Origin of the sequence: Allotamlana fucoidanivorans (assembly GCF_006265225.1) — a bacterium.
Taxonomy (GTDB): domain Bacteria; phylum Bacteroidota; class Bacteroidia; order Flavobacteriales; family Flavobacteriaceae; genus Allotamlana; species Allotamlana fucoidanivorans.
The window spans coordinates 16000-40913 of sequence record NZ_VDCS01000002.1 but is presented as its reverse complement, the minus strand read 5'-3'; the positions used below and the strand labels follow the sequence as shown (position 1 = coordinate 40913).

The 24914-nt window shown below is 36.0% G+C and carries 11 protein-coding genes and 1 other RNA gene; 7 read left to right on the top strand and 5 right to left on the bottom strand.

Translation table 11 applies throughout. The features are described 5' to 3' along the window. The first annotated feature begins 226 nt into the window (after positions 1 to 226). A complete protein-coding gene (locus FGF67_RS01825) occupies positions 227 to 14044 on the top strand; it encodes a T9SS type B sorting domain-containing protein (protein ID WP_139694758.1) in 13818 nt (4605 codons plus the stop codon). Between the two features lie 24 nt (positions 14045 to 14068). Continuing rightward, positions 14069 to 15046, top strand: coding sequence for a PorP/SprF family type IX secretion system membrane protein (locus FGF67_RS01820; protein WP_139694757.1), 978 nt, complete (start codon positions 14069 to 14071; stop codon positions 15044 to 15046). A gap of 23 nt (positions 15047 to 15069) precedes the next feature. Here FGF67_RS01820 and FGF67_RS01815 read toward each other — a convergent pair whose 3' ends face one another. The 3 genes from FGF67_RS01815 to FGF67_RS01805 form a co-directional block, all read right to left on the bottom strand. Next, positions 15070 to 16089 (bottom strand): cytochrome d ubiquinol oxidase subunit II, encoded by a 1020-nt coding sequence (locus FGF67_RS01815; protein WP_139694756.1) that lies wholly within the window; start codon positions 16087 to 16089, stop codon positions 15070 to 15072. A gap of 1 nt (position 16090) precedes the next feature. Further along, positions 16091 to 17395 (bottom strand): cytochrome ubiquinol oxidase subunit I, encoded by a 1305-nt coding sequence (locus tag FGF67_RS01810; protein WP_139694755.1) that lies wholly within the window; start codon positions 17393 to 17395, stop codon positions 16091 to 16093. An 87-nt stretch (positions 17396 to 17482) separates the two neighbouring features. Next, positions 17483 to 18517, bottom strand: coding sequence for a glutaminyl-peptide cyclotransferase (locus tag FGF67_RS01805; RefSeq protein ID WP_139694754.1), 1035 nt, complete (start codon positions 18515 to 18517; stop codon positions 17483 to 17485). Positions 18518 to 18605: 88 nt separating this feature from the next. Here FGF67_RS01805 and ffs point away from each other — a divergent pair. Beyond that, positions 18606 to 18704, top strand: an RNA gene (gene ffs / locus FGF67_RS01800) — signal recognition particle sRNA small type. Between the two features lie 78 nt (positions 18705 to 18782). Further along, positions 18783 to 19586, top strand: coding sequence for an SDR family oxidoreductase (locus tag FGF67_RS01795; RefSeq protein WP_139695008.1), 804 nt, complete (start codon positions 18783 to 18785; stop codon positions 19584 to 19586). Between the two features lie 2 nt (positions 19587 to 19588). Here FGF67_RS01795 and FGF67_RS01790 read toward each other — a convergent pair whose 3' ends face one another. After that, the gene (locus tag FGF67_RS01790; RefSeq protein WP_139694753.1) at positions 19589 to 21010 is read right to left on the bottom strand and encodes a TlpA family protein disulfide reductase; all 1422 of its coding nucleotides are present in this window, start codon (positions 21008 to 21010) and stop codon (positions 19589 to 19591) included. Positions 21011 to 21206: 196 nt separating this feature from the next. Between FGF67_RS01790 and FGF67_RS01785 the strand changes: the two genes are divergently transcribed. Next, positions 21207 to 22832: an ABC-F family ATP-binding cassette domain-containing protein gene (locus tag FGF67_RS01785; RefSeq protein ID WP_139694752.1), complete on the top strand. Its 1626-nt coding sequence runs from the start codon at positions 21207 to 21209 to the stop codon at positions 22830 to 22832. A 24-nt stretch (positions 22833 to 22856) separates the two neighbouring features. Here FGF67_RS01785 and FGF67_RS01780 read toward each other — a convergent pair whose 3' ends face one another. After that, complete coding sequence (locus FGF67_RS01780; RefSeq protein ID WP_139694751.1) at positions 22857 to 23273, bottom strand: glyoxalase; 417 nt, start codon at positions 23271 to 23273, stop codon at positions 22857 to 22859. Positions 23274 to 23539: 266 nt separating this feature from the next. Between FGF67_RS01780 and FGF67_RS01775 the strand changes: the two genes are divergently transcribed. Next, complete coding sequence (locus tag FGF67_RS01775; RefSeq protein WP_139694750.1) at positions 23540 to 24427, top strand: DUF72 domain-containing protein; 888 nt, start codon at positions 23540 to 23542, stop codon at positions 24425 to 24427. Between the two features lie 5 nt (positions 24428 to 24432). Continuing rightward, positions 24433 to 24816 (top strand): acyl-CoA thioesterase, encoded by a 384-nt coding sequence (locus FGF67_RS01770; RefSeq protein WP_139694749.1) that lies wholly within the window; start codon positions 24433 to 24435, stop codon positions 24814 to 24816. Positions 24817 to 24914: the final 98 nt, after the last annotated feature.

Below are 24914 nucleotides of genomic sequence, written 5' to 3'. Positions count from 1 at the left end.
CACAGTTGAAATACAAGAATTAACGGTAAATGATACTTAATTTCCGTGGTTTTAGTTTGTAGTCCAATTTTTTTTACGATATTTACATCGACGAAATGCACATAAAACAGATGAAATGACTTTTAGTAAGAGTTTTTGTGCAGAGTAGACAATTTAGATGTCAAAAAAGGGGATTACATTTTTTTTCATATCGCCCTATTATGGAAAAGATTAAAAACTAACCACTATGAATAAACCTACTTATCACAATCTAGTATACGTTGTATTATTCTCATTGTTTGTGTCTTTTGGCAGTATGGCACAAACCTATAAGCCTTTTACTCTAAGGAAAAACATAGAAGTAAGAGGAAGCATGCTTGTGGTGGGTAATAGTATTCTAGGAAAAGATAATCAGCCTTTTAATGATTTAAGTCAAGACAATCAAGATATCTCCATGCAGTATATTGATATTGATAATGATGCGTCAACGTTTAGCTCCAGTAGTGCCGATTTACTATTACATGATCAAGAAGATGGAAGTGCTACCACATGTTATAGGGTGGCCTATGCTGCACTGTATTGGGGAGCTGTTCTACAAAGTGGTGACCGATCAAGTATCAATCAAGTAAAACTTAAACTTCCTGGAAGTTCAACATATACCAATATTACTGGTGAGCTTGTTTATGATGCCATTTCAAATCCAATTGTGTCTGAACCTAATGAACCTGGAAATACACCCTATGCATGTTACGCAGAAGTTACTGATTTATTATCTGGTTTGTCTGATTTAGAAGGTACTTACACGGTGGCTGATGTTACCGCAAGTCTCGGTTCAAATTACTCCACAGGTTTATCAGCGGGGTGGACGCTTTTTGTAATTTACGAAGACCCGAATCTTCACACGAAGTCTTTTAATGTGTTTGATGGATTTAGTCATATTTATGACGGTCATTATGAAGAGGTTCCTGTTACTGGTTTTTCAACACCTCCTGTTGGAGCCATCGATCTTCAATTTGCCTATGCTGCCTTAGATGGCGATAGAACCAAACGTGCTACCAAGCTAGAGATTAACGGTAAAGAGGTAACCACTCCGTTTAGAACAGCTAATAAGTTTTTTGGATCGGTTATAGAAAATGAAAACGGTGTATCCCATCCAAGAAATCCTTTTAGTGAAAATACTTTAGGTTATGATACAGGCTTTTTAGAAATCAAGGGATCTGAACCTGAATATATAAAAAATAATGATTCTTCGGCAAGTTTTATTCTACAGGTGGCTCGAGGACAAGCCGATCCAATATTTGCATTTTTTAGTGTTTTTGCTGTAGATATTATTTCTCCTGATATTGACTTAACCAAAAAGGTTTCAAATACATCTGGAGAAGACATAGATGGTGACGATGTTGTATTAGGGCAAAATCTGTTTTATGAAATTACTTATCAAAGTGTAGGTAATGATAATGTAACCCAATTTACCCTGAAAGATGTACTTCCAGATAATATTGTTTTTGATCCTTCAACAGACATAGATTTAAGTAATGCCGGAGGTGCTACATTACAATCATATGACCCCGTTACAAGAACACTTATTTTTAATATTCCAGATGGGTCTGTAGAGGTTGGTGATCCTAAATTTGTCATTCGTTTGGCTATACAAATTGTACCAAATTGTTATGATTTGAGTCAAGCCTGTTCTAATGAAATAAAGAATCAAGCTTTTGCAACCTATAGAGGTGTGATTAACCCTACAATTATAGAAGAGGAAGGAAGTTTTGCAACCACTGAATGTTTAGGGGTACCTGGTTCAACCAATTTTATTGTTGACATCTCAAATTGTGATTTTACCAAAGAAGAGGTGTTGTGTGGTAATAGTGTAGAGCTTACTGCTGCTGGTGGTTATGATAGTTATTCATGGTCTACTAGTCCAACAGGAACACCTGTTATTGGAACAACTCAATCTATAACAGTTACAGAAACAGGGACATACTATGTACAAAATACTACACAGTCTACTTGTTTGTCTATAAACGAAACGTTCAACGTTATTACGTTTGGTAGTGCACAAACAAACCCTGTAATTCCTTATGCTGATTTATTACCCATCTGTCCCAATGATGGAAAGGTTTTACCCTATATTTTCTTATGTGGAGGAAATGATACCCGAAATATTACTACAGGAATCAGTGATGCGGTTTCTATTATCTGGGAAAAATTAGATGAAACAAGTTGTGCTGCTGTAGCCGTTGAAGATTGTGCTAATGAAGATCCTGGGTGTACTTGGAATCAAATTGCTACAGGTCCAAATTACACTGCTGATACGGCTGGTCAATTTAGAATAGTCATTAATTATCCAGGCGGCTGTTTTGCGCAGTTTTATTTTAATGTTTATTCTAATTTATTAACACCAACTATTTCGGCCCAAGATATTTTGTGTACTACACCCGGTCAAGTGGTTGTAGGGAATGTACCATCTGGTTACGAATATAGCTTAGATGCCAACGGACCATTTCAACCATCTAACACATTTGATGTAACTACACCAGGATATTATACAGTTTATATTAGACAAGTAGGAGTAGATACCAACCCATGTATCTTTGAAACGCCAAGTATATATGTTAGAGATAGAGACTTTTCTGTGACTACTTCGGTGACCCAACCAGGGTGTCATGATGGAACAGGAAGTATACAGTTGGCCGTAAACAATGCTTTACCTCAATACAATTATAGTATTTCTCAAGGAGGTACTTTAGTAAATAGTGTAGGCCCTATATTAGCTAGTGATTATACATTTTCTGGATTAAACCCAGGAACCTATACCGTAAATGTTACAACAGATGATGGTTGTACTTATACGGAAGATATTGATATTATAGCACCGCCGTTATTAGAAGTAACAGCAGCAATAACCAAACCCTTAACCTGTACCGATGGTGAAATCACAGTATACCCTACAGGAGGCACACCACCTTATTACTATTTTGTAAATAGTACTACAGATTTCCAAACCAACCCAGAAATAGTTGTTTCTACTGCAGGTGTTTATAATATCACCGTGGTAGATTCTAATAACTGTTCTGCAGACGCGGTCATCACAATAGATGAGATTCCAGCTCCAGATTTTTCTGTGAGTCAAACTAATATTTTATGTAATGGAGACAACTCAGGCAGTATTAGCTTTAATGTGACCAATGCTAACGGATATACTATCAATTATAGTATTGATAATGGCACTACGTTTACCTCAAATCCAAATTTTTATAGTCTTGCCGCAGGAACTTACCAAACACTAATATCTTATGCTTTAAATGGAGAAGCGTGTTTTAGTGTGGCAGAAGATATTGTAATTACAGAAACACCCAATGCGGTAACGGCTTCAGGAGGTGTTTCAGAGTTAGCAGGTTGTGGACCAAATGGTGAAGGGCGTGTTCGAATTACCAATCCACAAGGAGGAACACCACCTTATGAATACAGCTTCGATAACCAATCAACTTGGACTTCAGATAATGAGGCTTATGTAGCACCAGGCACGTATACTTTGTACATAAGGGACGCCAATGAATGTATGTTTGCTATGCCTGGAATTGTTTTAGAACCGGAACCAGAAGCACCGTCTATTAACATTTCTGATGTAGATTATAATTGTGACGGAACAGGAAATACAACAGTAACAGTTAATAACAGTTCATCAAATTCATATTCTTATGGTTATTTAATTGATGGGGTTGAAAATCCGAATTTAGCCGATCCACAAACTTTCTTAAATGTATCTGAAGGTAGCCATACTATTAGTGTGACCTATAAGTTAGAAACCGTCCCTACATTTAGTAATTTATTAAATGAAGATTTTGGAAGTGGAGCACCAACAACAACTTCTGGTATTGCCAGTGCTTATTGTTTTAACGACCAACGTATAAATGGACCATACTCTTGCGGCACACGCTCTGTTGAAGATAATCAGTACTCAGTAGCTAGTTTCTTTTGGAGATCAGACGATCCAAACGCAAATAACACGGGCGCTTGGTATCATTTTAGCGATCATACAACCAATGGAACAGACCCAGATGGCAGATTTTTATTAGTAAACATTGGTTCAGCTGCTGGCCCATATGGTGTACTTTATAGTAAACCAATTAATGATGTTATACCTAATCAGGATATTCAGGTCGATTTATATGTAGCCAACTTAATGCGAGCTGTAAAAGCTGATCGAGACGATCCCGATTTTAGAATTCAGCTAGTAGATGGTTCAGGAAATGTAATAGCTGAAGATTATACAGGTATTGTTCCCAAAAATGAACAATGGAATTTTAGATCGTTAACACTTAATCCTGGCAATAATACAAGCTTAACCTTTGTGATTCGCTCAGGAAGTGTACAATATTATGGTAATGATGCGCTTATTGATGATATTAGCGTGTATCAATTACCAAAAACATGTATTGAACAAGTTGATTTTCCTTTTATTATAGACCCAGGACAAGCATTTTCAGCAGAGATTGTGTCTACAAGTGACGTAACCTGTTCAAGTGCAGGGGATGGAAGCATTACCATTGCGGCTCAAAACTTTGATGCAACTAATGGCTATCAGTATTCTATTGACGGGGGAGCAACTTGGAGTACCACAACAACCTCGCCTTATACTATTTCCAATTTAACAGAAGGAGCTTATAACGTTGTAGTACGTTATGATGCGGCTTCAAATGGACTTTGTGAATCTACATTACAAGCTGAAATTACAGCGCCATCGCCATTAAGCGTATCAGCAACCACAACGCCAGTAACCTGTTTAGATGGTTCAACGGTAACAGCTTCGGCTACAGGCGGAACACCTACATATACCTATGAATTATTAGATGCATCATTAAATGTGATAAATACATTCCCAGCCAATGGTATTTTAACCAATGTACCAGCAGGCGATTATACTGTTAGAGCAACAGATGCAAACGGGTGTCTGGCCACAACAACAATAAGTTTAGTGACGCCAACGGCACCAACGGCATCCATTGTTAATGCCGATTACTGTTATGATGTGGCTAATGGAGCAACTTTAGAAGTTTTAGCTTCAGGTGGGCAAACGCCTTATGAATACAGTGTTAATGGAGGCACATTTCAATCAAGTGCTGTGTTCAATAATTTAACACCTGGTAGTTATGTGTTTACAGTTAGAGATGCATATGGATGTGAATTTACATTACCCGCTGAAACCATTGCTGCACAAGTTAATATTAGCGCAACCTTAACAAAAGAATTAGATTGTACTGCATCACCAGATGCAGTAATTTCAGGAACAATCTCTGATGGTTACGCGCCATATACCGTGACTTTAATTCAGGGATCTGGTACTGTAAATCTGTCTGGAAATACGTTTACCTTAACCACAGGTGTTGATGGAGCTTATCAATTCCAAGTAACCGATGCTAACGGATGTACTGCCGTATCAAATGTGATTACTGTTAATCCTATTGAAAACCCAACAGCAACTACTACCACGGTAAATCCGAGTTGTAATGGTAGCAGTAATGGTTCGGTGCAAATTGTACCATCAGGTGGTGTTGGACCTTATACATTTAGTTTTGATGGAAGTCCATTTACGACCACCTCATTATATACTGGTTTAGTTGCCAATGTAACGTATGCCTATCAAGTTCAAGATGCCAATGAATGTATTTTCAATGGAACTGTAACTTTAACAGAACCTACAACTTTAGTCGCCAGTGCTTCAGCAACGGCTTTTAGTTGTGCTCCTGATAATACTAAGCAATCATCAACAGTGACTATTGCTGTTCCAACTACAGGAACGGCGCCATATACCTATAGTTTTAATGGATCGGGTTATAGTGCAACAAATACTTTAATTGTAAATGATAACGGAACAGATCAAACCATTGATTATGCTGTTCAAGATGCTAATGGATGTACAGATAGTGGTTCGTTAACCATTTCAGCATTAAATCCGCCTACCGATTTAGATTTTTCAGCAACAGTGGTAACTTGTGATAATACAACAGCTACCGTAACACTAACAGCAACCAATGGAGTAGGAGTGTTAACGTATGAAATTATATCACCGATAGTAATAGCACCGCAAACATCTAACACCTTCCCAGGATTAGCTCCAGATACTTACGTGTTTAGAGTGACTGATGAAAACGGATGTTATTATACCGAATCTTTTGTTATCGAACCAGTAACGCCAATTGCCATCACGGCGTTAAAATTAAGTGATGTATTATGTTTTGGTGGAAACGATGGTGCTGCACAATTTGAAGTTTTCAATGCGACGAATTTCACGTATACCATTAATGGAGGATCTGTTCAGGCTGGGGTCAATCCAATACCTTTATCAAACTTAATAGCTGGAACGTATACAGTTGAAGTAACCGATACCGATACTGGATGTATTGCTGATGCAAGTGTGACTATTGATGAGCCAACCAATGCAGTAAGTGCAACAGCAACGGCCACTAATGTACATTGTAATAATTTCGAATCACAAATTACGGTAACGGCTTCTGGAGGTACACCAAATTATACCTATGCCGCTGTCATTTCAGGATCAAGTGCTCCAACAGCATTTGATTACGGAAGCAGTAATGTAATTACTGTTGATACTAATAATGGAGCAAATTTAGTTTGGGATGTGTATGTAAAAGATGCTAACGGTTGTACAGAACCAACACCAACCACAGTAACAATTACACCAGATACTTTACCAAGTGTAACGGCTCCTATTGTAGACAATCAATGTGATGTATCCTCAGGATTTACGTTTACAGTCTCCGCAACTGATGGTGTTCCTCCGTATTCATATAGCATTAATGGAGGTGCTTCATATCAATCTAGTCCAACATTTACAGTAAATGCAGCAGGAAGTTATACCGTTACAGTAAGAGATGCTAATGGATGTACAGGAACAGCTACTACAGCAACAGAAGTATTTGAACCTATAACTGTGGATGCTTTATTAACTAAGGATTTAACCTGTTCGGCGCCAGCAGAAGCCACTATTGATGGAACTATTTCTGGTGGAAACGCACCTTATTCGGTAGCGATAATTCAAGGAACAGGAACGGCTCCAGTGGTTTCAGGAAATACCTTTTCATTTTCAACTTCTACAGCTGATGATTTCCAATTTGAAATTACCGATGCTAATGGTTGTACACAACAAACAGGAGTTATAACGGTTTCAGATACTGTAGATCCTGTGATTTTAAATGTTACTCAAACTCAGGATATATCTTGTAACGGAGAGGAAACAGCTGCTATTCAGGTGAACATAGATACAAATTTTGGTTTTCCACCATTTGTAATCAATGTTCATAATGATGATACGGGAACCGATTACGGAACACAAACTTCTGGATTACCAGCAGGAGATTATACCGTTACAGTAACGGATGCACGAGGTTGTGATGATACTGAAACGATTACGATTAATGAGCCAGATGCCATAGTGCCAACATATCATGCGGAACCAATAACTTGTATAGGAGCTGGTATTTCAAAGGGATCAGTAATTATTGATAGTGTAACAGGTGGTACGGCTCCGTATAATTACTTTGTTACAGGAACAAATAGCTATTCAAATTCAGAGTTAAATGCAACAGGATCTACATCCGTAAGCTTCGATGTAGTCGATTTTGGTTTATATCAAATTAATATTGTTGATGCAAATGGCTGTTCTGTATTGATTCAAGATGTATTAGTAGCATCACCACCCGATGATTTAGATATAATGGTAAGTTCACCTCCAGCAGATTGTTCTACAGGTGGCTCGGCCACAGTTACAATAGGCACGCCTCTATCAGGATCTGGACCATATCATTTTGCAATTTATACGGGACCTGGTATGACCTATACAGCACCAACAACTGCGCCTTGGCAAGATGAGGATAGTCCAGAATCTACTACTTTTACAAACTTAATTCCAGGAGCAACATATACATTTATAGTATATGACGAAGGAACACAGTGTTACTATTATGAAACAGCAGATACCGCCATACCAACAAACTCTACTTTAAACGTAAGTTCATTAATGCCTAATAACATTACTTGTGTTGGTAGTGCTAATGGCAATGTAAGTTTTGATATAAATAGTACGTATGGTACGCCAACAGATATTAGTTATGAGGTATTGGATTCTCAAAGCTTACAAAGTTTAGTGCCTGTGATTTCAGGAACAGGAACAGTTCCTGCAAATGGAACATTATCTGTCTCAAATTTGGGTAATCTTGATTTTGGAAATTATGTGGTAGTAATTACAGAACAAACTGGAGCTACAAATGCAGGTTGTAGTATAGCATCTGATGATTTCAATATTACGGAATCAGCTATAGAACTAAATCTTTCTGCGTCATCAACTAGAAATGAGAATTGTAATGAGTTAGGATTGATAACAGCTATAGCTAGCAATGGAACAGCGCCATACGAATATCAAGTAGTATTAGATGGTAATGCACCTGCTGATACTGATTGGGCTTCTAGTAATACATTTGAGAGAGCAGAAGGACTATATGATGTTTATGTTCGTGATGCTTATGGTTGCATTAAAAAAGTAGATGTAACGGTTGTTCTAGACGCACAACCAACAATTAACCCTGCTGCTCAACAGTGTTTTGATGGCACCGCATTTTCTATAACTTTATCTGGAACTACTTTTAATGGTAATGCAACCTACAGTATTGGGGGCGCTTACCAAACCGGTCCGAACTTTACTCTTAGCGCAGCAGGAACATATGATTTATATATAAAGGATGACAACGGCTGTACAGCTACAACAACTTATACTATAAACCCACCATTATTACTAGATGCTATTTTAGATGTCGATTTAACCTGTACTAATGATGCCCAAATTTCACTAACAGCTAGTGGGGGTACAGGAACATATAATACATATGAAGTTAGTACTAATGGAGGATCAAGCTGGTCTACCATAGCAGGAACAACCTATACAGCTACAACAGATGACACCTATCTATTCAAAGTAATTGATTCACAATCTTGTGAAGCCATTTCAAATGAAATCACGGTAACACCAAACACCACACCAACATTAACGTATTCAAAAAGAGATGTAACGTGCAACGGTGGTGCCGATGGCAGTATTATTGTAACGGCCGCTAATGGTATTGCACCTTATGAATATAGTAACGATGGAGGTGCAACATGGCAAGCATCAAATGTGTTTAGTGGACTAGCACAAGGCGTTTATGATATTCAGGTTAGAGATAGTAAAGATTGTTTATCTGGAATTACACAGGTGACCATAATTGAACCAACTCTAGTAGGTGGTACTGGTGCTTTAACTCAGAGCTTAAGCTGTGGTTCAGGAAATGTTACTCAGCCAGCACTAGTAACCATTTCAGCTAATGGAGGAACAGCACCATATACCTTTAGTTTTGATGGTGGTATTAATTACTCATCAACTAACACGTATACCACTTATAATTCAGGTACAGTTACGGCTTGGGTAAAAGATGCTAATGGATGTGTTATTGCCGCACCTATTGATGTTGTAATACCAGCCCTAGATGTTCCAACAGATTTAGATTTCGCCTCTAATCCAATAACATGTAATGACCCAACAACAGATGTAATATTAACAGCAACAGATGGAGTAGGCGTCTTAACTTATGAGATCATTTCTCCAGTAACTGTTGCACCCCAAGCTTCAAACGTATTTACAGGGTTAACTCCAAACACTTATACCTTTACCGTAACGGATGAAAATGGATGTTATTATACAGAAAGTTATACTATTGAACCAGTAACTAATATCACAGTATCAGGGTTATTAATTAGCGATGCATTATGTACAGGCGATTCTAATGGTGCGGTAGATTTTACGGTAGCTAATTATGCCTCAGCTTATACGGTGACATTGTTATCTGGAACAGGAACTATAAGTCAATCAGGAGGAACTGTAAGTTTAACAAATTTGGTAGCCGATACGTATACAATTGAGGTTACCGATGCAACAACAGGATGTACAGATCAAGCAACTATAGTAGTTAGTGAACCAACAACTATAACCTTAGCTGAAATTGATAATATAAATGCTAATTGTAATTTCGGGGCACAGGTAACCGTTCAAGCTACGGGAGGAACATCACCTTACGAATATGCGTTTGTGGTAGATAGCGCTACTCCAACAAATTTAAATTACGCTAATAGTGCTTCAGCAATATTAGATCCTGCAACAAGCACAGATTGGGATGTTTGGGTAAGAGATGCTAATGGTTGTACCGATATGATAGATGTGACCATTACAACCGATCCGTTACCAACAGTGACCGTACCAAGTATTTCAGATAACCAATGTAATTTAAATGGCGATCCGTTTACATTTACGGTGACAAGTCCAACAGGAATAGCTCCGTTTAGTTATTCTATAGGAACAGGATTCCAAACGAGTCCTACCTTTACGGTTTCAACACCAGGCACGTATAATGTCATAGTGATGGATGGTAATGGATGTACAGCAACAATGCCTACACCAATTGAAATTTATCCAACTTTAGATTTAAATGTTGCAGCAACAACATTACCAAGTTGTTCTGATGATGATGGTGTGATTACAGTTACAGGAACGGGTGGTTCAGGAAATTACAGTTATGCTATAAGTCCTAATACAGGAATTGTTTCTGGAAATGTAATTTCAGGCCTTGCTGCAGGTTCTTACACGGTAACAATAACTGATATAGATACAGGATGTGATAACACAGCTCCTGTTATATTAGAAGCACCAACACCAGTAACGTTTACTACCACACCAACCGATGTGTCTTGTAACGGAAGTACAGATGGAACGATTACAGTTAATTTACCGGCAACTAATGATAATCCTATTTATACTTATAGTTTAGATGGAGGTGTAACCACACAAACCTCAAATGTATTTACAGGGTTAGCGCCAGGCACTTATAATGTAACTGTTACTTCAGGAAGAAACTGTACATTAACACAACAAGAAACTGTAGGTGAGCCAAACGTTATTGTAGTACCAGCACCAACAGTTATAGAGTATGCATGTACACCAGATACAAATGCGGCAAATTTTGCAACCATTACAGTGTCTGGGGTAACAGGAGGTTCTAATAACTATACTATTTATGAATTTTATAGAGATGGAAACTTAGTACAATCAAGTTCTAACAATGTATATACGGAGGCTGATTTATTAGGTGGAAACTATACCATTACGGTGTATGATGATCATGGATGTTCAGGAACAACTTCAGCAGTTATTGCACCTTATGTGGAATTAGAGGAAATTAATATTACCATTGATAATGCGATAACATGTTTAAATGACGAGGATATTACAGTTTCTGCTACAACAACTGGAGGTTCGGCCAACCTGCAATATACAGTTGCAGGGGTTAATGTATCATACAACCAAACCAACACAACAGGAAACTTTACTGGTTTAATAGTAGGTAACTACACAATTACTGTAGAAAACTTAGATACAGGATGTAGTTTGCAAACAACACATTATGTAAATGTCCCAAATACCTTTGAATTAGAGGTTGAAAGCATTACGGATGTGACTTGTTTTAGTGATAACGATGGAAGTATAACTTTTACGTTAATAGATCAGGTACCGACACCAACCAATGACGCAGGACCGTTTACTTATGAAGTATTAGATGCTTTAGGAGCTCCTGTACAAACAGGAACTTCTGCTAACGCAGGTCCATTAACTATTAACGGATTGCCATCAGGAACATTTACCATTAATGCAACGTTAACAAATGCACCATTCTGTACAGTATCAACCAATGCAACCATTACAGCGCCTAATGCACCTTTAGAAATTACAGAATCACATACCGAAATTACTTGTAATGGTAACGATGGTACCATTTCAGCAATTGGTTCTGGTGGCTGGCCAGGTGCTTATGAGTATCAGTTAATGTTAAATGGAAGTGAATTGATAGCTTTTGGAACGCAATATAATTTCACAGGATTAGCTGCTGGTAACTATATGGTAAACGTAAGAGATAGCCAAGGTTGTGTGGCTTCGGCAACTGTTGTATTAGCAGATCCGCTACCAATTGCTGCAATCATTACTCCAAGCACAACAATGTTGTCTTGTTTTGGAGATACCAATGCAAGTATTACGGTTAGTTCACCAACAGGAGGTCAAGGTAGTAACTATACCTATACCTTAAATAGGGTGTCTCCTGTAGCAAATTCATCAGGACCTCAAATTTCTAATGTCTTTACAGATTTAGGGGCAGGTACTTATAACGTAATAGTAACCGATGGTTATAACTGTTCGTTTACAACTACCGATGTTACCATTACAGAACCTTCTGAAATTGTAGCTAGTTTAGTGAAAACAACGAACCCAACCTGTTTAACACAAGCCTCACTTACATTGAGTGCTACAGGCGGTACGGGGCCTTATGAATATAGTAGTGATGCTTCTCTTAGCAATCCTTTAGGAACGTTTACAACTGATATAACTTTCACTGTGGTTCCTGGAACTTACCGATATTATGTTAGAGATGCCAACGGATGTACATCTGTAGTATCAAATGATATTTTGGTTGAAGAACTTCCTGAACTTATAGTGACTTTAGATAAAACCAACGCCACCATTAATTGTGCAGGAGATAGTACAGGTGTTATTGTTGCAGAAGCCCAAGGTGGTTTAGGTAATTATGTATATACCTTACAAGACGACTCAGGAAATGATGTTACTCCAGTAACTCAAGATAGCCCAGGCGTATTTACAGAGCTTCCAATAGGGCGTTATCAAGTGTATGTAGAGAGTGGTGATTGTGATGTTACCTCTGAAGTTGTTGAAATCACAGAACCTTCAGCACCGGTAACAGCGCAATTAAGTATTACAGATGTGACCTGTAATGGCGCTAATGATGGTATGGTAGAAATAACGGCTTCAGGCGGTACAGGTATTATTAAGTATGCTATTTCGCCACAGATGGATCAATTCTTTGATGAGCCTATTTTTGATAATTTATTGGCGGGTGATTATCAAATCATCGTTCAAGACGAATTAGGCTGTTATATCTTATTAGATTTTACTATTGACGAACCTCTACCAGTTATGCTGAGCATAGTGCCAAACTCAATACTTCCTGAAGTGTGTTCAGGTGACCTAGATGGTGCCTTTAGCATAGAGATATCTGGAGGAAGCTTACCTTACAGCGTTAGTTTAGATGATATCAATGGGGTGTATACCACGGGCGGTATGACTCAAACCCAATTTGATTTTGATAATTTGGCAGGAGGTGATCATATCGTGTATGTTCGTGATGCCGAAGGCTGTGAGTCTGAATGGAACATTACTTTCCCAGAGTCTGTATTTATAGATCCTCAGGTTGAGGTTGTTTATGGTTGCGTAAACAATAATTTGTCTACCAATACCGTAACCGTATCAACAGATGCTAGTATTGATGCTAATGATTTAGATTATTCTTTAAATGGCGGTCCATATCAAAGCAGCAATGTATTTATAGATGTACCAGCTGGTGTGGGACATTACATTAGTGTAAGACATACTAATGGGTGTGAAAAAGTTACTTCTGATTTTGATATCGAGCAGTATGACCCATTAGTGTTAGCTATAGACGATGGTGAGATCAATCAAATAGTAGCTACTGCTACAGGAGGGGCAGAACCTTATGAATTTACATTGAATGGCGAATCTTACGGCACAGAAAGTAGTTTCTATATTTATGCCTCAGGTGATTATACCGTAACCGTAACCGATGCCAATGGTTGTCAGGTAAGTGCTACCAGATATTTTGAGTATATCGATGTGTGTATCCCAAATTATTTTACACCAAATGATGATGGAAATTTAGATAAGTGGGGGCCAGGATGTGCCGATCAGTATAAGGATTTAACCTTTGATATATTTGATAGATACGGAAGAAAGATAGCCTCATTACGAGTAGGAGATAAGTGGGATGGTAAGTATAACGGCCAAGAGTTGCCTACTGGTGATTATTGGTATGTTGTTAAACTCAATGATCCGAAAGACGATAGAGATTTTGTAGGCCACTTTACGCTGTATAGATAATAAGTTCCCTTAAGACGAAAACACATGAAAAAGATCATTATATACCTACTAGTTTTTATGCTGACTCATGCCTATGGGCAGGAGTTAAATCTACCTGTATTTACGCAGTATTTGGCAGATAATAATTTCGTGGTATCTCCTACCTATGCTGGTATAGGTGATAATTTAAAGATACGAGCAAACGGCCTTACCCAGTGGGTGGGTATAAAAGGAGCACCGGATAATCAATCTATTTATGGCGATGTTAGAATAGCGGATCGTTCAGGAGTAGGTTTATCCCTGTATAACGATAAAAATGGAAATACTATTCAAACGGGATTAAAGTTTTCGTTTGCACACCATTTGGTTTTAGATTATTATTCTAAGCAATATTTATCATTCGGGATTTCGTATAACCTGAATAACTTCAGAATAGATATTAATAACTTTGATGGCGGGTATGAAAACCCTACTTTAGATCCGTTTGTAACAGATGATAGACGTACCTCAAACAACAACTTTGATGTAGGTGCCCTTTACCGTAACAAAGGCTTCTTTTTTAGTTTAAACATTAATAATATTCTAGATAAAAACTTAGATGAAAGCATCAGAATAGCCGAACCTCGATTATTGCTTAACTACCAAATATACTCTGGTTTAACTATTAGAGGGCCTAAGAAAAGTGGTTTAGAGTTTGAACCATCCATATTCTATCAAATGTTTCAGAGTGATAAACGTTCTAGTACCGATGTGAATTTTAAATTCAGAAAATTCAATAGAAATGAAGATTACTTCTGGGCGGGTATTTCTTACCGCTTTTTGAATGATCAATTTTTTAAACCATTAAACGTAGGACCTATGGTAGGGTTTCAAAAGTCTATTTTTTATTTTGGTTATGCCTACCAGGTGACTACAAATGATTTAGCAGGATACAACTCCGGTACTCATGTGATAACCATTGGTCTTAACTTCTTACAAGGTATTAGCAACTGTCCTTGTACACAAAGTGCCGTACATAAGTAGACTGAAACACAGAAGTTAAAAAATTACTGTTCTAATACCTTTATCATCTTAAACGATTTTAAAAGATGAAATAAGCCAGGTAGAATAATGAGTCCGCCAACAATGAGTGAAATACCTAATACTTGAATGGTCTTCTCAGAAGCTACCGTTTCAAGAATATTTATGTTAGCGTTAGCTCCAAGAATTAACACAGGAAAATGGGTTATAAAAGCGGCTAGTAATATCAATACAACCTGAAGTCCAGCCAGCGTTCTGCTTAACACCTTTTTAGCATTTTTTATACTTTGAAGCAAAGGCATAATCAATATGGCAGAAATACCAATTAATGCTATGGTATACGGATTTTTAATAAAATCGGTTATAAAAGCAACGTTATTTATAAAGCCATAGGATAGTACTAAAAAACCAATACTAATAACCGCTATGGTGGTGTAACGTGATTTTCTAACATAAATCGCTCGGTTATCAGGGTTAGATTCCCCAATAAGTAATATAGACGTTAAAAACGCACAAAGTCCTGCAAAAAAGCAGCCTACTAATATTGCAAACCAATTGAACCATGGTGTTATGTAGAGTTCTTTAAAAGTGTACGCTTGATAGTCGTTTGTAATAATTAATTCTCCAGAAAGCATAGCACCTGCCGTCATGCCTAAGAAAATAGGGGTAAGGAGGCTGGCTATTCTAAACATCCAGTCATACAGGATTTGAGATTTGTCTTTATAAGCATCATAATGCCTGAAAACAAAAGCGACACCTCTAAGTGTAATACCCAACAACACCAGAGTTAATGGAATATGTAAAAACACCACTAGAATGTTGTAAAACTGAGGAAACCCAACCCAAAGAATAACCACTAATATGATAATCCATATATGGTTAGCTTCCCAAACAGGCCCCATAACCCGATAAATGGTTTTCTTAGTAAGCTGTTGGTTTTTCTTTGTAGAAAAAAGTTCAACAATACCAGCTCCAAAATCAGCACCTGCTAAAATTACATAAAGCAAAAGGGAGACTAGTAAAAACGTGAGAACAACATATAACATACTAACTTAAATTTGATTGGTTAAGTAATTTAATTTGTCTAGCCATTAACCAGCTTACTGCTATAGTTAGAATCGAATACAGGATAACATACATATAAAAGCTATAAATCATGCCTGGCATAGGAGTAACAGCATCTTTAGTCTTCATAACGTTATGAATAATCCAAGGTTGTCTTCCAACTTCAGTGACTATCCAACCTGCTTCAAGAGCTATAAATCCTATGGGAGCCATTAATGCAAATAACATCCAAAATTTATTATTTTCCGATAAAGCTGTTTTTTTAAGACTAATAAAAAATAAGATTCCTACAACGAGTAAAAGGGTGCCTAAGCCTACCATAACTTGAAAGGCATAATGCACTATAGCTACAGGTGGTTTTACATCATCGGGAAAATCCTTAAGTCCTTTTACTTCGGCATTAAAATCGCCGAAAGCTAAAAATGATAATGCTTTAGGAATTTCAATTTTATAAGTTACTTTTTCGTTTTCTTCATCAACAATACCTCCAATATATAGGGGAGCACCTTTTTGCGTGTTATAGTGTGCTTCCATAGCGGCGAGCTTAACAGGTTGTCTCTCGGCTATATCTTTTGCCGATAAATCACCACTTAAAGGCTGCAAAATAGCGGCAACCGTCCCAAAAGTAATGGCTATTTTAAATGCTTTTTTATGAAGTTCTATTTGACGCTGTTTATAGATTTGATAGGCATGAATTCCAGCTACTGCAAATCCAGTTGCCGTAAATGCGGCAAGCGTCATATGTAACGCTTGAGTGAACCAAGCTGGATTGAAAAATGCTTTTACGGGGTCTATATTTAAAAATTCACCATTAATATAATCAAAACCAGATGGGGCATTCATCCATCCATTAGCGGAAACCACTAAAATACCTGAGGTTACTCCTGATATTCCAACAATAACTCCGGTTAACCAATGGAATTTTTCAGGAATTTTGTTCCAACCATAAAGATAAAAACCCAATGCAATAGCCTCAACAAAAAATGCAGCACCTTCTAAAGAAAACGGCATACCAATTATAGGACCTGCATATTTCATGAATTCTGGCCATAACAACCCTAATTCAAAAGACAAAGCGGTACCTGATACCGCTCCAACAACAAAAAAAATGGCAACACCTTTTTGCCAAGATTTGGTGAGTTCTAAGTAAACTTTATTTCTTGTGTTTAGCCATTTTTTGTGTGCTACAATCATAAAAAATGGCATGACCATACCTATACAAGCAAATACAATGTGAAATATGAGGGTAAATGCCATTTGAAGTCTCGCGGCATCTAAATTATCCATGATAAAAGGCTTTTAAGAAGTGTACCACAAAGATACTCTATAAAGCGTAATTTGGTAGTGGAATATCCAATAAAATCAGGTTAAAAATTACTTCTCAATAATTTTAACTTCAAATAATTTATCCCAGCGTTTACCCGTAATGAAAATGGTTTTAGTTTCAGGATTATAGGCAATACCATTTAAAACATCAAGACCATCATGCTGTGTTACTTTGTCTTTTAAGGTTGAAAAATCAATTACCCCAGTAACAGCGCCATTTTTGGGGTTTATAATGGCTACACCGTTCTTTTGATATCTATTAGCATAGATTTCACCTTCAACCCATTCTAGTTCATTAATGCCAACAATCTTACCTTTATTGGTGTAAACTTGAATATAATCTTCTTCAATTAGAGTCTCAGGATTTAATAACCAAACCTTCTCGGTTCCATCGCTTTTATAAATTTTGTTACCATCATGACATAAGCCCCAACCTTCTTTACTATTTCCATATTTAAAACTACCAAGCTTATTAAAGGTATTCACATCATACACAAAACCAGTACCTTCTTGCCAAGTTAGTTGATATATTTTGTTATCAAGAATGGTTAAGCCTTCCCCAAAGTATTGATCTGCTAAGTCAATATTTTTTATAATCTTTCCCGTCTTATAATCTACTTTTCTTAATTTAGATTCTTTATACTGTCCAGTACTCTCATATAGTGTATCATTATAAAATTCTAAACCTTGGGTGTAAGAGGTTATATCATGCGGATATGTATTGATGATTTCATACGTATACACATTAGGAAGCTCATTATTAAGAATGGTAATGTTGGTTGAAACGGTTTCTTTACTTTCATTATAAGTTACCACGGCTTCTAAAGTATGTTTGCCTAATTTATGGTCAGCTAAACTCAACGAGTTATTAATTTCTTTGCCGTCTAGTTTATAAATAACCGATTCAATTGAATGTCCTTTTTTGTTTTCCAGAGACAGATTTAAGGTTTCATTAATTGAAATATGGCCTTTATTAGCATTAGTTTTTATTGAAAAATCACTTTTTTTATTACTGTTATTAGAGCCGCAAGAAACGAGAGTAATACTTAATAATATGATTGTTAAATACTTGAGAGCTTCCATGATTTAAATTTAGTTTGAAGCAAGATATTTATTAAAAATCAGTTTAAAAAATCATTGTGATAATTTTAAAAGATTGTATCTTTGCAGCCGGCAAGTCCTACACAACCAGCTCCTGTTGAATCCTCCAGGTCGGGAACGAAGCAAAGGTAAATGGTCGTAGCGGTGTGATGTAGGTAGCTTGCCTTTTTTTATGCGCTAAATTTAGGTTTCCTCATCTCAATCAATTTCGTAATTTGCGCTCGTTTTTAATAATGTTTTCTACATGATGTCTAAAGTTATTTTAATTACAGGAGGTTCTTCAGGTATAGGAAAATCGATTGGTGAATTTTTAAAGGAAAAAGGATTTGTTGTTTATGGTACAAGTAGGAATCCTGAAAAGTACAAGGATAGTAAGTTCCCTATTTTAGCTTTGGACGTTGCCAATAATACCACCATAAAAAAAACGGTTTCAACCATTGTTGAAAACGAAGGACGTTTAGATGTTTTGGTGAACAATGCAGGTGCTGGAATAACAGGGCCTATAGAAGAAATCCCTGAAGAAGAAATAAAAAAAAATTTTGAAACTAATCTGTTCGGACCAATCAATGTTATTAAGGCTGTATTGCCACAAATGCGCCAGCAAAAAGACGGGTTGATTATAAATATTACTTCAATAGCTGGTTATATGGGTTTACCCTACAGAGGTATTTATAGCGCCAGCAAAGGGGCTTTAGAGCTCGTTACCGAAGCTTTTAGAATGGAAATTAAAGACTTCAATATAAAAATGACCAATGTAGCACCTGGTGATTTTGCAACCAACATTGCAGCTGGCAGATATCATGCGCCGCTTCATGAAAATTCACCTTATAAAAAACCGTATGGTGCTACACTAAATTTAATGAACACTCATGTTGATGCTGGTAGTAACCCTATCATGATGGCAGAAGCGGTATATAAAATAATAAACACCCCAAACCCAAAAGTGCATTACAAAATAGGCGCGTTTATGCAAAAATTTTCAGTGGTATTAAAGCGTATTTTGCCGGATATAGTTTATGAAAAATTATTGATGAATCATTATAAACTTTAAGCTTATCTGTTTAGCAAACCTAAAACTTCTTTTTCAAAACTAATAGAAAATATATTTGAGTTTCCATTTACAACTTTTCCTTTTCTATCAACAATAATGGTTTTTGTAATAGGGTACATGGCCAGAATATCTATAGCTTTATCTGGATTTTTAAAGAGATATTCATCTGAATAATCAAAATTGTAGCCCTGCAGGATTTGTTTGGATTTGTCAATACCATATCCATCAATATTGATGGTAATAAATTTTAATTCAGGATATTTCTCTTTGAGTATTCTTAATTGTTTATGACTTTTCTTAAAGTGCTCATAATGCATAGTAGACCAAAAACTAATCACCGAAGGTTTATTGATTATACTATGTAAGTCCTGCTCAGCTTTATTATAAGAAATCAAAGTTAACTCAGGTAATTTGGCACCTGCTTTCAAGTTGTTAATGGAGTTGACGTACCGTGTTAACTGGTCTTTATCTTTTTCATTTGTACTTTTTTCAATATAAGAGCCTAAAATAGCCTCATTATTTTTTTCATTATTACTTTTTGACAAGAAATACATCGTAAACTTAAACAATAATTCATTTTTTATGGCTTCATTAGTTACCAAACTATCAATTAGGTGCAGCCTATCTAAATTATAACATGTAGAACCACGGTGAAATGGCTTTCCTGTGCTATGTGCGTCATGTTTTTCTAAGGTCAAATTACTTACACTATGTCGTAAAAAAGTCATGTAATTATGATAATTACTTAACAACACATCATTGTAATTAATGTCTTTTCTATAATCATAAAAATTAGCGGGTACACTTTTTAAAATTTCTGCTTTGTTCTTTCCGTAATGTAAAAAAGGATAAACTTCTTTGCTAGAATAATAACTATAGTTGATATTGGCCTGCATGAAATCCTTGAACAAGTCAGACGGATGGTGTTTTTTTACAAATTGATTAAACTTTTCAGTTTTTCTATCTCTTATTGAATCAATATGTTTTTGATAATCTTCCGCAGAAAGCTGGCATAATTTAATGATGTACTGTTCTTCTGCCTCACTCTCTAAAAACGTTTCAATAAGGTAATTGTTTTTTTTACTTCCTTTGCCCGAAAACACAAGAGACTCATCAAAATCAAGTGTGTTTAGCCTAAATAATACACTATCTTGGGGCTCCAGAAGTACCATTTGATATTCTCCTCCATGTCTGAAATTATAAATTCCGTCGCTAAGATTTTTAATTTTGTATAAAAATCTATTTCTTCCATCAAGATTTATAGTATCAATAATAGTTTCATTTTTTGATAGCACCACATATTTGGTATTCGGGTTTATAATTTCCCCTCCAATGTATGCGTAGTCTACCGTGGCGCTTCCATTATCTTTTTTGCAACCAAAAAAAGTAACACAAAGCAAAATAAATGATAAATAAAACTTCATAAATAACTCCAGAGTATCTTTGGTGTATCACAAAAGTATAGGTTGTATGCAAAAAGTGCTGTTAAGGGGCTGTTAAAGTTGTATTCGCTTAAACGCCTGTAATAACACTTTATCCTATTATGGCTATAAAATAGGTTCGTTATGTTTCGTCTTACGGATTCATTTTTCTACTTTTGCAAAAAATTTAAGCTAAGTTATGTTATCTGTATCAAATCTTTCTGTACAATTCGGTAAGCGCGTTCTTTTTGACGAAGTAAATACTACCTTTAATAATGGAAACTGTTATGGTATTATTGGAGCAAATGGTTCTGGTAAATCTACATTTTTAAAGATACTTTCCGGTAAAATGGACCCAACATCAGGACATGTATCGTTAGAATCGGGAAAGCGCATGTCTGTTTTAGAGCAGGATCATAACTTATATGATGAGCATACCGTTTTAGAAACGGTTATTATGGGGAACAAACCGTTGTTCAGGATTAAAACTGAAATTGATGCTTTATATGCCAATTATACTGATGAAAATGCTGAGAAAATTGGGGAACTTCAGGTAGAGTTTGAAGAGATGAACGGATGGAATGCAGATAGTGATGCAGCTGCCATGTTATCTAATCTAGGTATAAAGGAAGAGTTTCATTACACATTAATGGCTGATCTTGATGGCAAGCAAAAGGTAAGGGTGTTATTAGCTCAAGCCTTATTTGGAAGTCCAGATGTATTGATAATGGATGAGCCTACTAACGATTTGGATTATGAAACTATTTCATGGCTTGAAAACTTTTTAGCTAATTATGAAAATTGTGTGATTGTAGTATCACATGATCGTCACTTTCTTGATGCTGTTTGTACACATATTTCTGATATAGATTTTGGAAAAATTAACCACTATTCAGGCAACTATACCTTTTGGTATGAGTCATCTCAATTAGCGGCAAAACAACACGCTCAACAAAACAAAAAAGCTGAAGAAAAGAAGAAAGAGCTTGAGGAATTTATTCGTCGTTTTTCTGCAAACGTAGCTAAGAGTAAACAAGCTACCAGTAGAAAAAAGATGATTGAGAAACTTAATATTTCAGATATAAGAAGAACCAGTAGGAGATATCCAGCTATTATTTTTGAACGCGATAGAGAAGCGGGTGATCAAATTCTAAATGTGGAGGGATTAGCGGCGTCAATTGATGGAGAAGTGTTGTTTAAAAATATTGATTTAAACCTTGCAAAGGGTGACAAAGTAGTCGTTTTCTCAAGAGACTCTAGAGCCACAACGGCATTCTATCAGATAATTAACGGAAAACAAAAGGCTGATGCTGGTGAATTTGCGTGGGGCGTTACAACGTCACAGTCTTACCTTCCTTTAGACAATAGTGAATATTTTAATAATGATTTAAGTTTGGTAGACTGGCTACGTCAATGGGCAACTACAGAGGAAGAACGGGAAGAGGTATATATTAGAGGTTTTTTAGGAAAGATGATTTTTAGTGGGGAAGAGGCACTTAAAAAATCAAACGTGCTTTCGGGAGGAGAAAAAGTACGTTGTATGTTAAGTAAAATGATGATGACCAGAGCAAATGTATTGATGCTAGATGAACCAACAAACCATCTAGATCTTGAAAGTATTACAGCGTTTAATAATTCATTAAAAAACTTTAAAGGCACCGTATTATTTACAACACATGATCACGAATTTGCGCAAACCGTGGCCAATCGAGTTATTGAATTAACGCCTGGTGGTATTATTGATCGCTATACAAGCTTTGATGAATATATGGAAGACAAGAAAATTAAAGAGTTACGTGATAAAATGTATGCGGTAACGGCGTAATAATTGATTCCAATTTTATAATAGCTAAACGGCAGTTAATAACTCTGGCTTTTCAAATAGTTGAATTTGACTAAGCAATCGGTCTTTTACCAAGTTCATCATACGTTTGTTTAAGGCTGAAGAGTTTTCAATATACATTAAATATTCTTCTACAGTAAATAACCCTATAACCATACCTTTCATAGAGTTTCTTAATTTCATGTCTTTTTGAATAGCATTCTCTAGATATGTAATACGTTTTTCTAGAGAATAATCATAAAAAACCGATTTATGTTTTCTGATATAATTCCTAAAAACCTCAATAAATAAATCGTTTTGAAATTTAATAATAGGGCGTAACACCGTATTTTGAAACTGTTCATCACGACTCATAGCCTCATTAATGGTTGTTGAAGAAATTTCTGGACGAATGCGTTTTAAATCTGTTTGTCTTGGTTTCATAACTATCGGGTTTTAATAAAGATATAGAATATAAAAACCTAGACGATTACTAGTCTACATAGTTTTTAACCACGTTATCAACAAAAATAATAAAACGTTAATCTTCAAACTCTTAAAACAAATCATACGTTTTGTTGAAATTACATCATCCACTTAAAAATATAGCTCCTTAAATTTTAGAATTACATTGCTTTTCAAGCTTATTGTTATTGTTGATTTTATTGTTACAATCGGTCATTTTTTTTATTTTTAAGAAAAATTGAAATATGAAGTTTGGAAGCGTTGAAAACCCTGAAAACATTGATTTTACCCTACCAAAAGACCACCCCAAAACCAAGGTGGTTCTTAATAAAACAAAAGATGATAAAATTCCAAAACTCTATGTAGGCTGTGCTAAATGGAATAAGGCAGACCTAAAAGGGTTTTACCCAAGAGGTACCAAAGATGAATTGCAATATTATTCTATGCAGTTTAATGCTATTGAGTTAAATGCTACATTTTACCGTATTTTTCCTGCAGAGCAATTTGCAACATGGTACGATAAAACACCTGATGGATTTAAATTCTTTCCAAAGTTAAATCAGGAAATTAGCCATTGGAAACGTTTAAACGAAACCAAAGAAGCGGTTCAAAACTACTTGTATAATGCCTCCAATTTGAAAGAGAAGCTAGGCACGGTATTTCTGCAAATGCACAACAATTTTGCTCCTAAAGATTTTGATAGGGTAGTCAGTTTTGTAGAAAACTGGCCAAAAGACATATCATTGGCTATTGAATTCAGACATACCAATTGGTATAATGACAACGCTGTAGCCAATGAACTGTATGACCTTTTAGAAGCGAACAACATTGCTAATATTATTGTTGATACTGCTGGAAGGCGTGATTTAATGCATATGCGATTAACCAATGCTACGGCTTTTATACGCTATGTTGGCGCAAATCATCAAACAGATTATTCAAGATTAGATGATTGGGTGGAGCGCTTAAAACAATGGCAGGAGCAAGGTGTAAAAGAAATTGATTTTTTTATCCATCAAAACATAGAAAAGGAATCGCCTTTACTTTCTGCTTATTTTATTAAAAACATAAATTCAAAATTGGGTTATAACTTAGCGATACCCAATGAAAATAAACAACAAACCTTATTATAATACCTATGAGATTTCACACAAGAAAATGGATTAAACCAGAAGATTTAAATGCTAATGGCACCCTATTTGGAGGTAGATTATTAGAATGGATTGATGAAGAAGCAGCCTTATATAGTATTGTACAGTTAGAAAACCAAAAAGTGGTGACTAAGTATATGAGTGAGATTGACTTTAAAGCTTCTGCTAAACAAGGTGATGTTATTGAGATAGGAATAAAAGCCATAAAATTTGGTAGAGCTTCACTAACTTTAAGTTGCGAAGTGAGAAATATGATGACCCGAGAAACTATCATCACCATCTCCAATATTGTTATGGTTAATATTGGCCCAGATGGCCATGTATTACCACACGGAAAAACAGAGATAGAATATGTCTCAGACAGACTTTAAAACTACTTTTTTTTGCGGTATAATTATTTCGAAAATTATAACCAAACTAGCGAATCCGTTGCATAAAATTTAATTTTTCATGTATTCATTGGTTATAT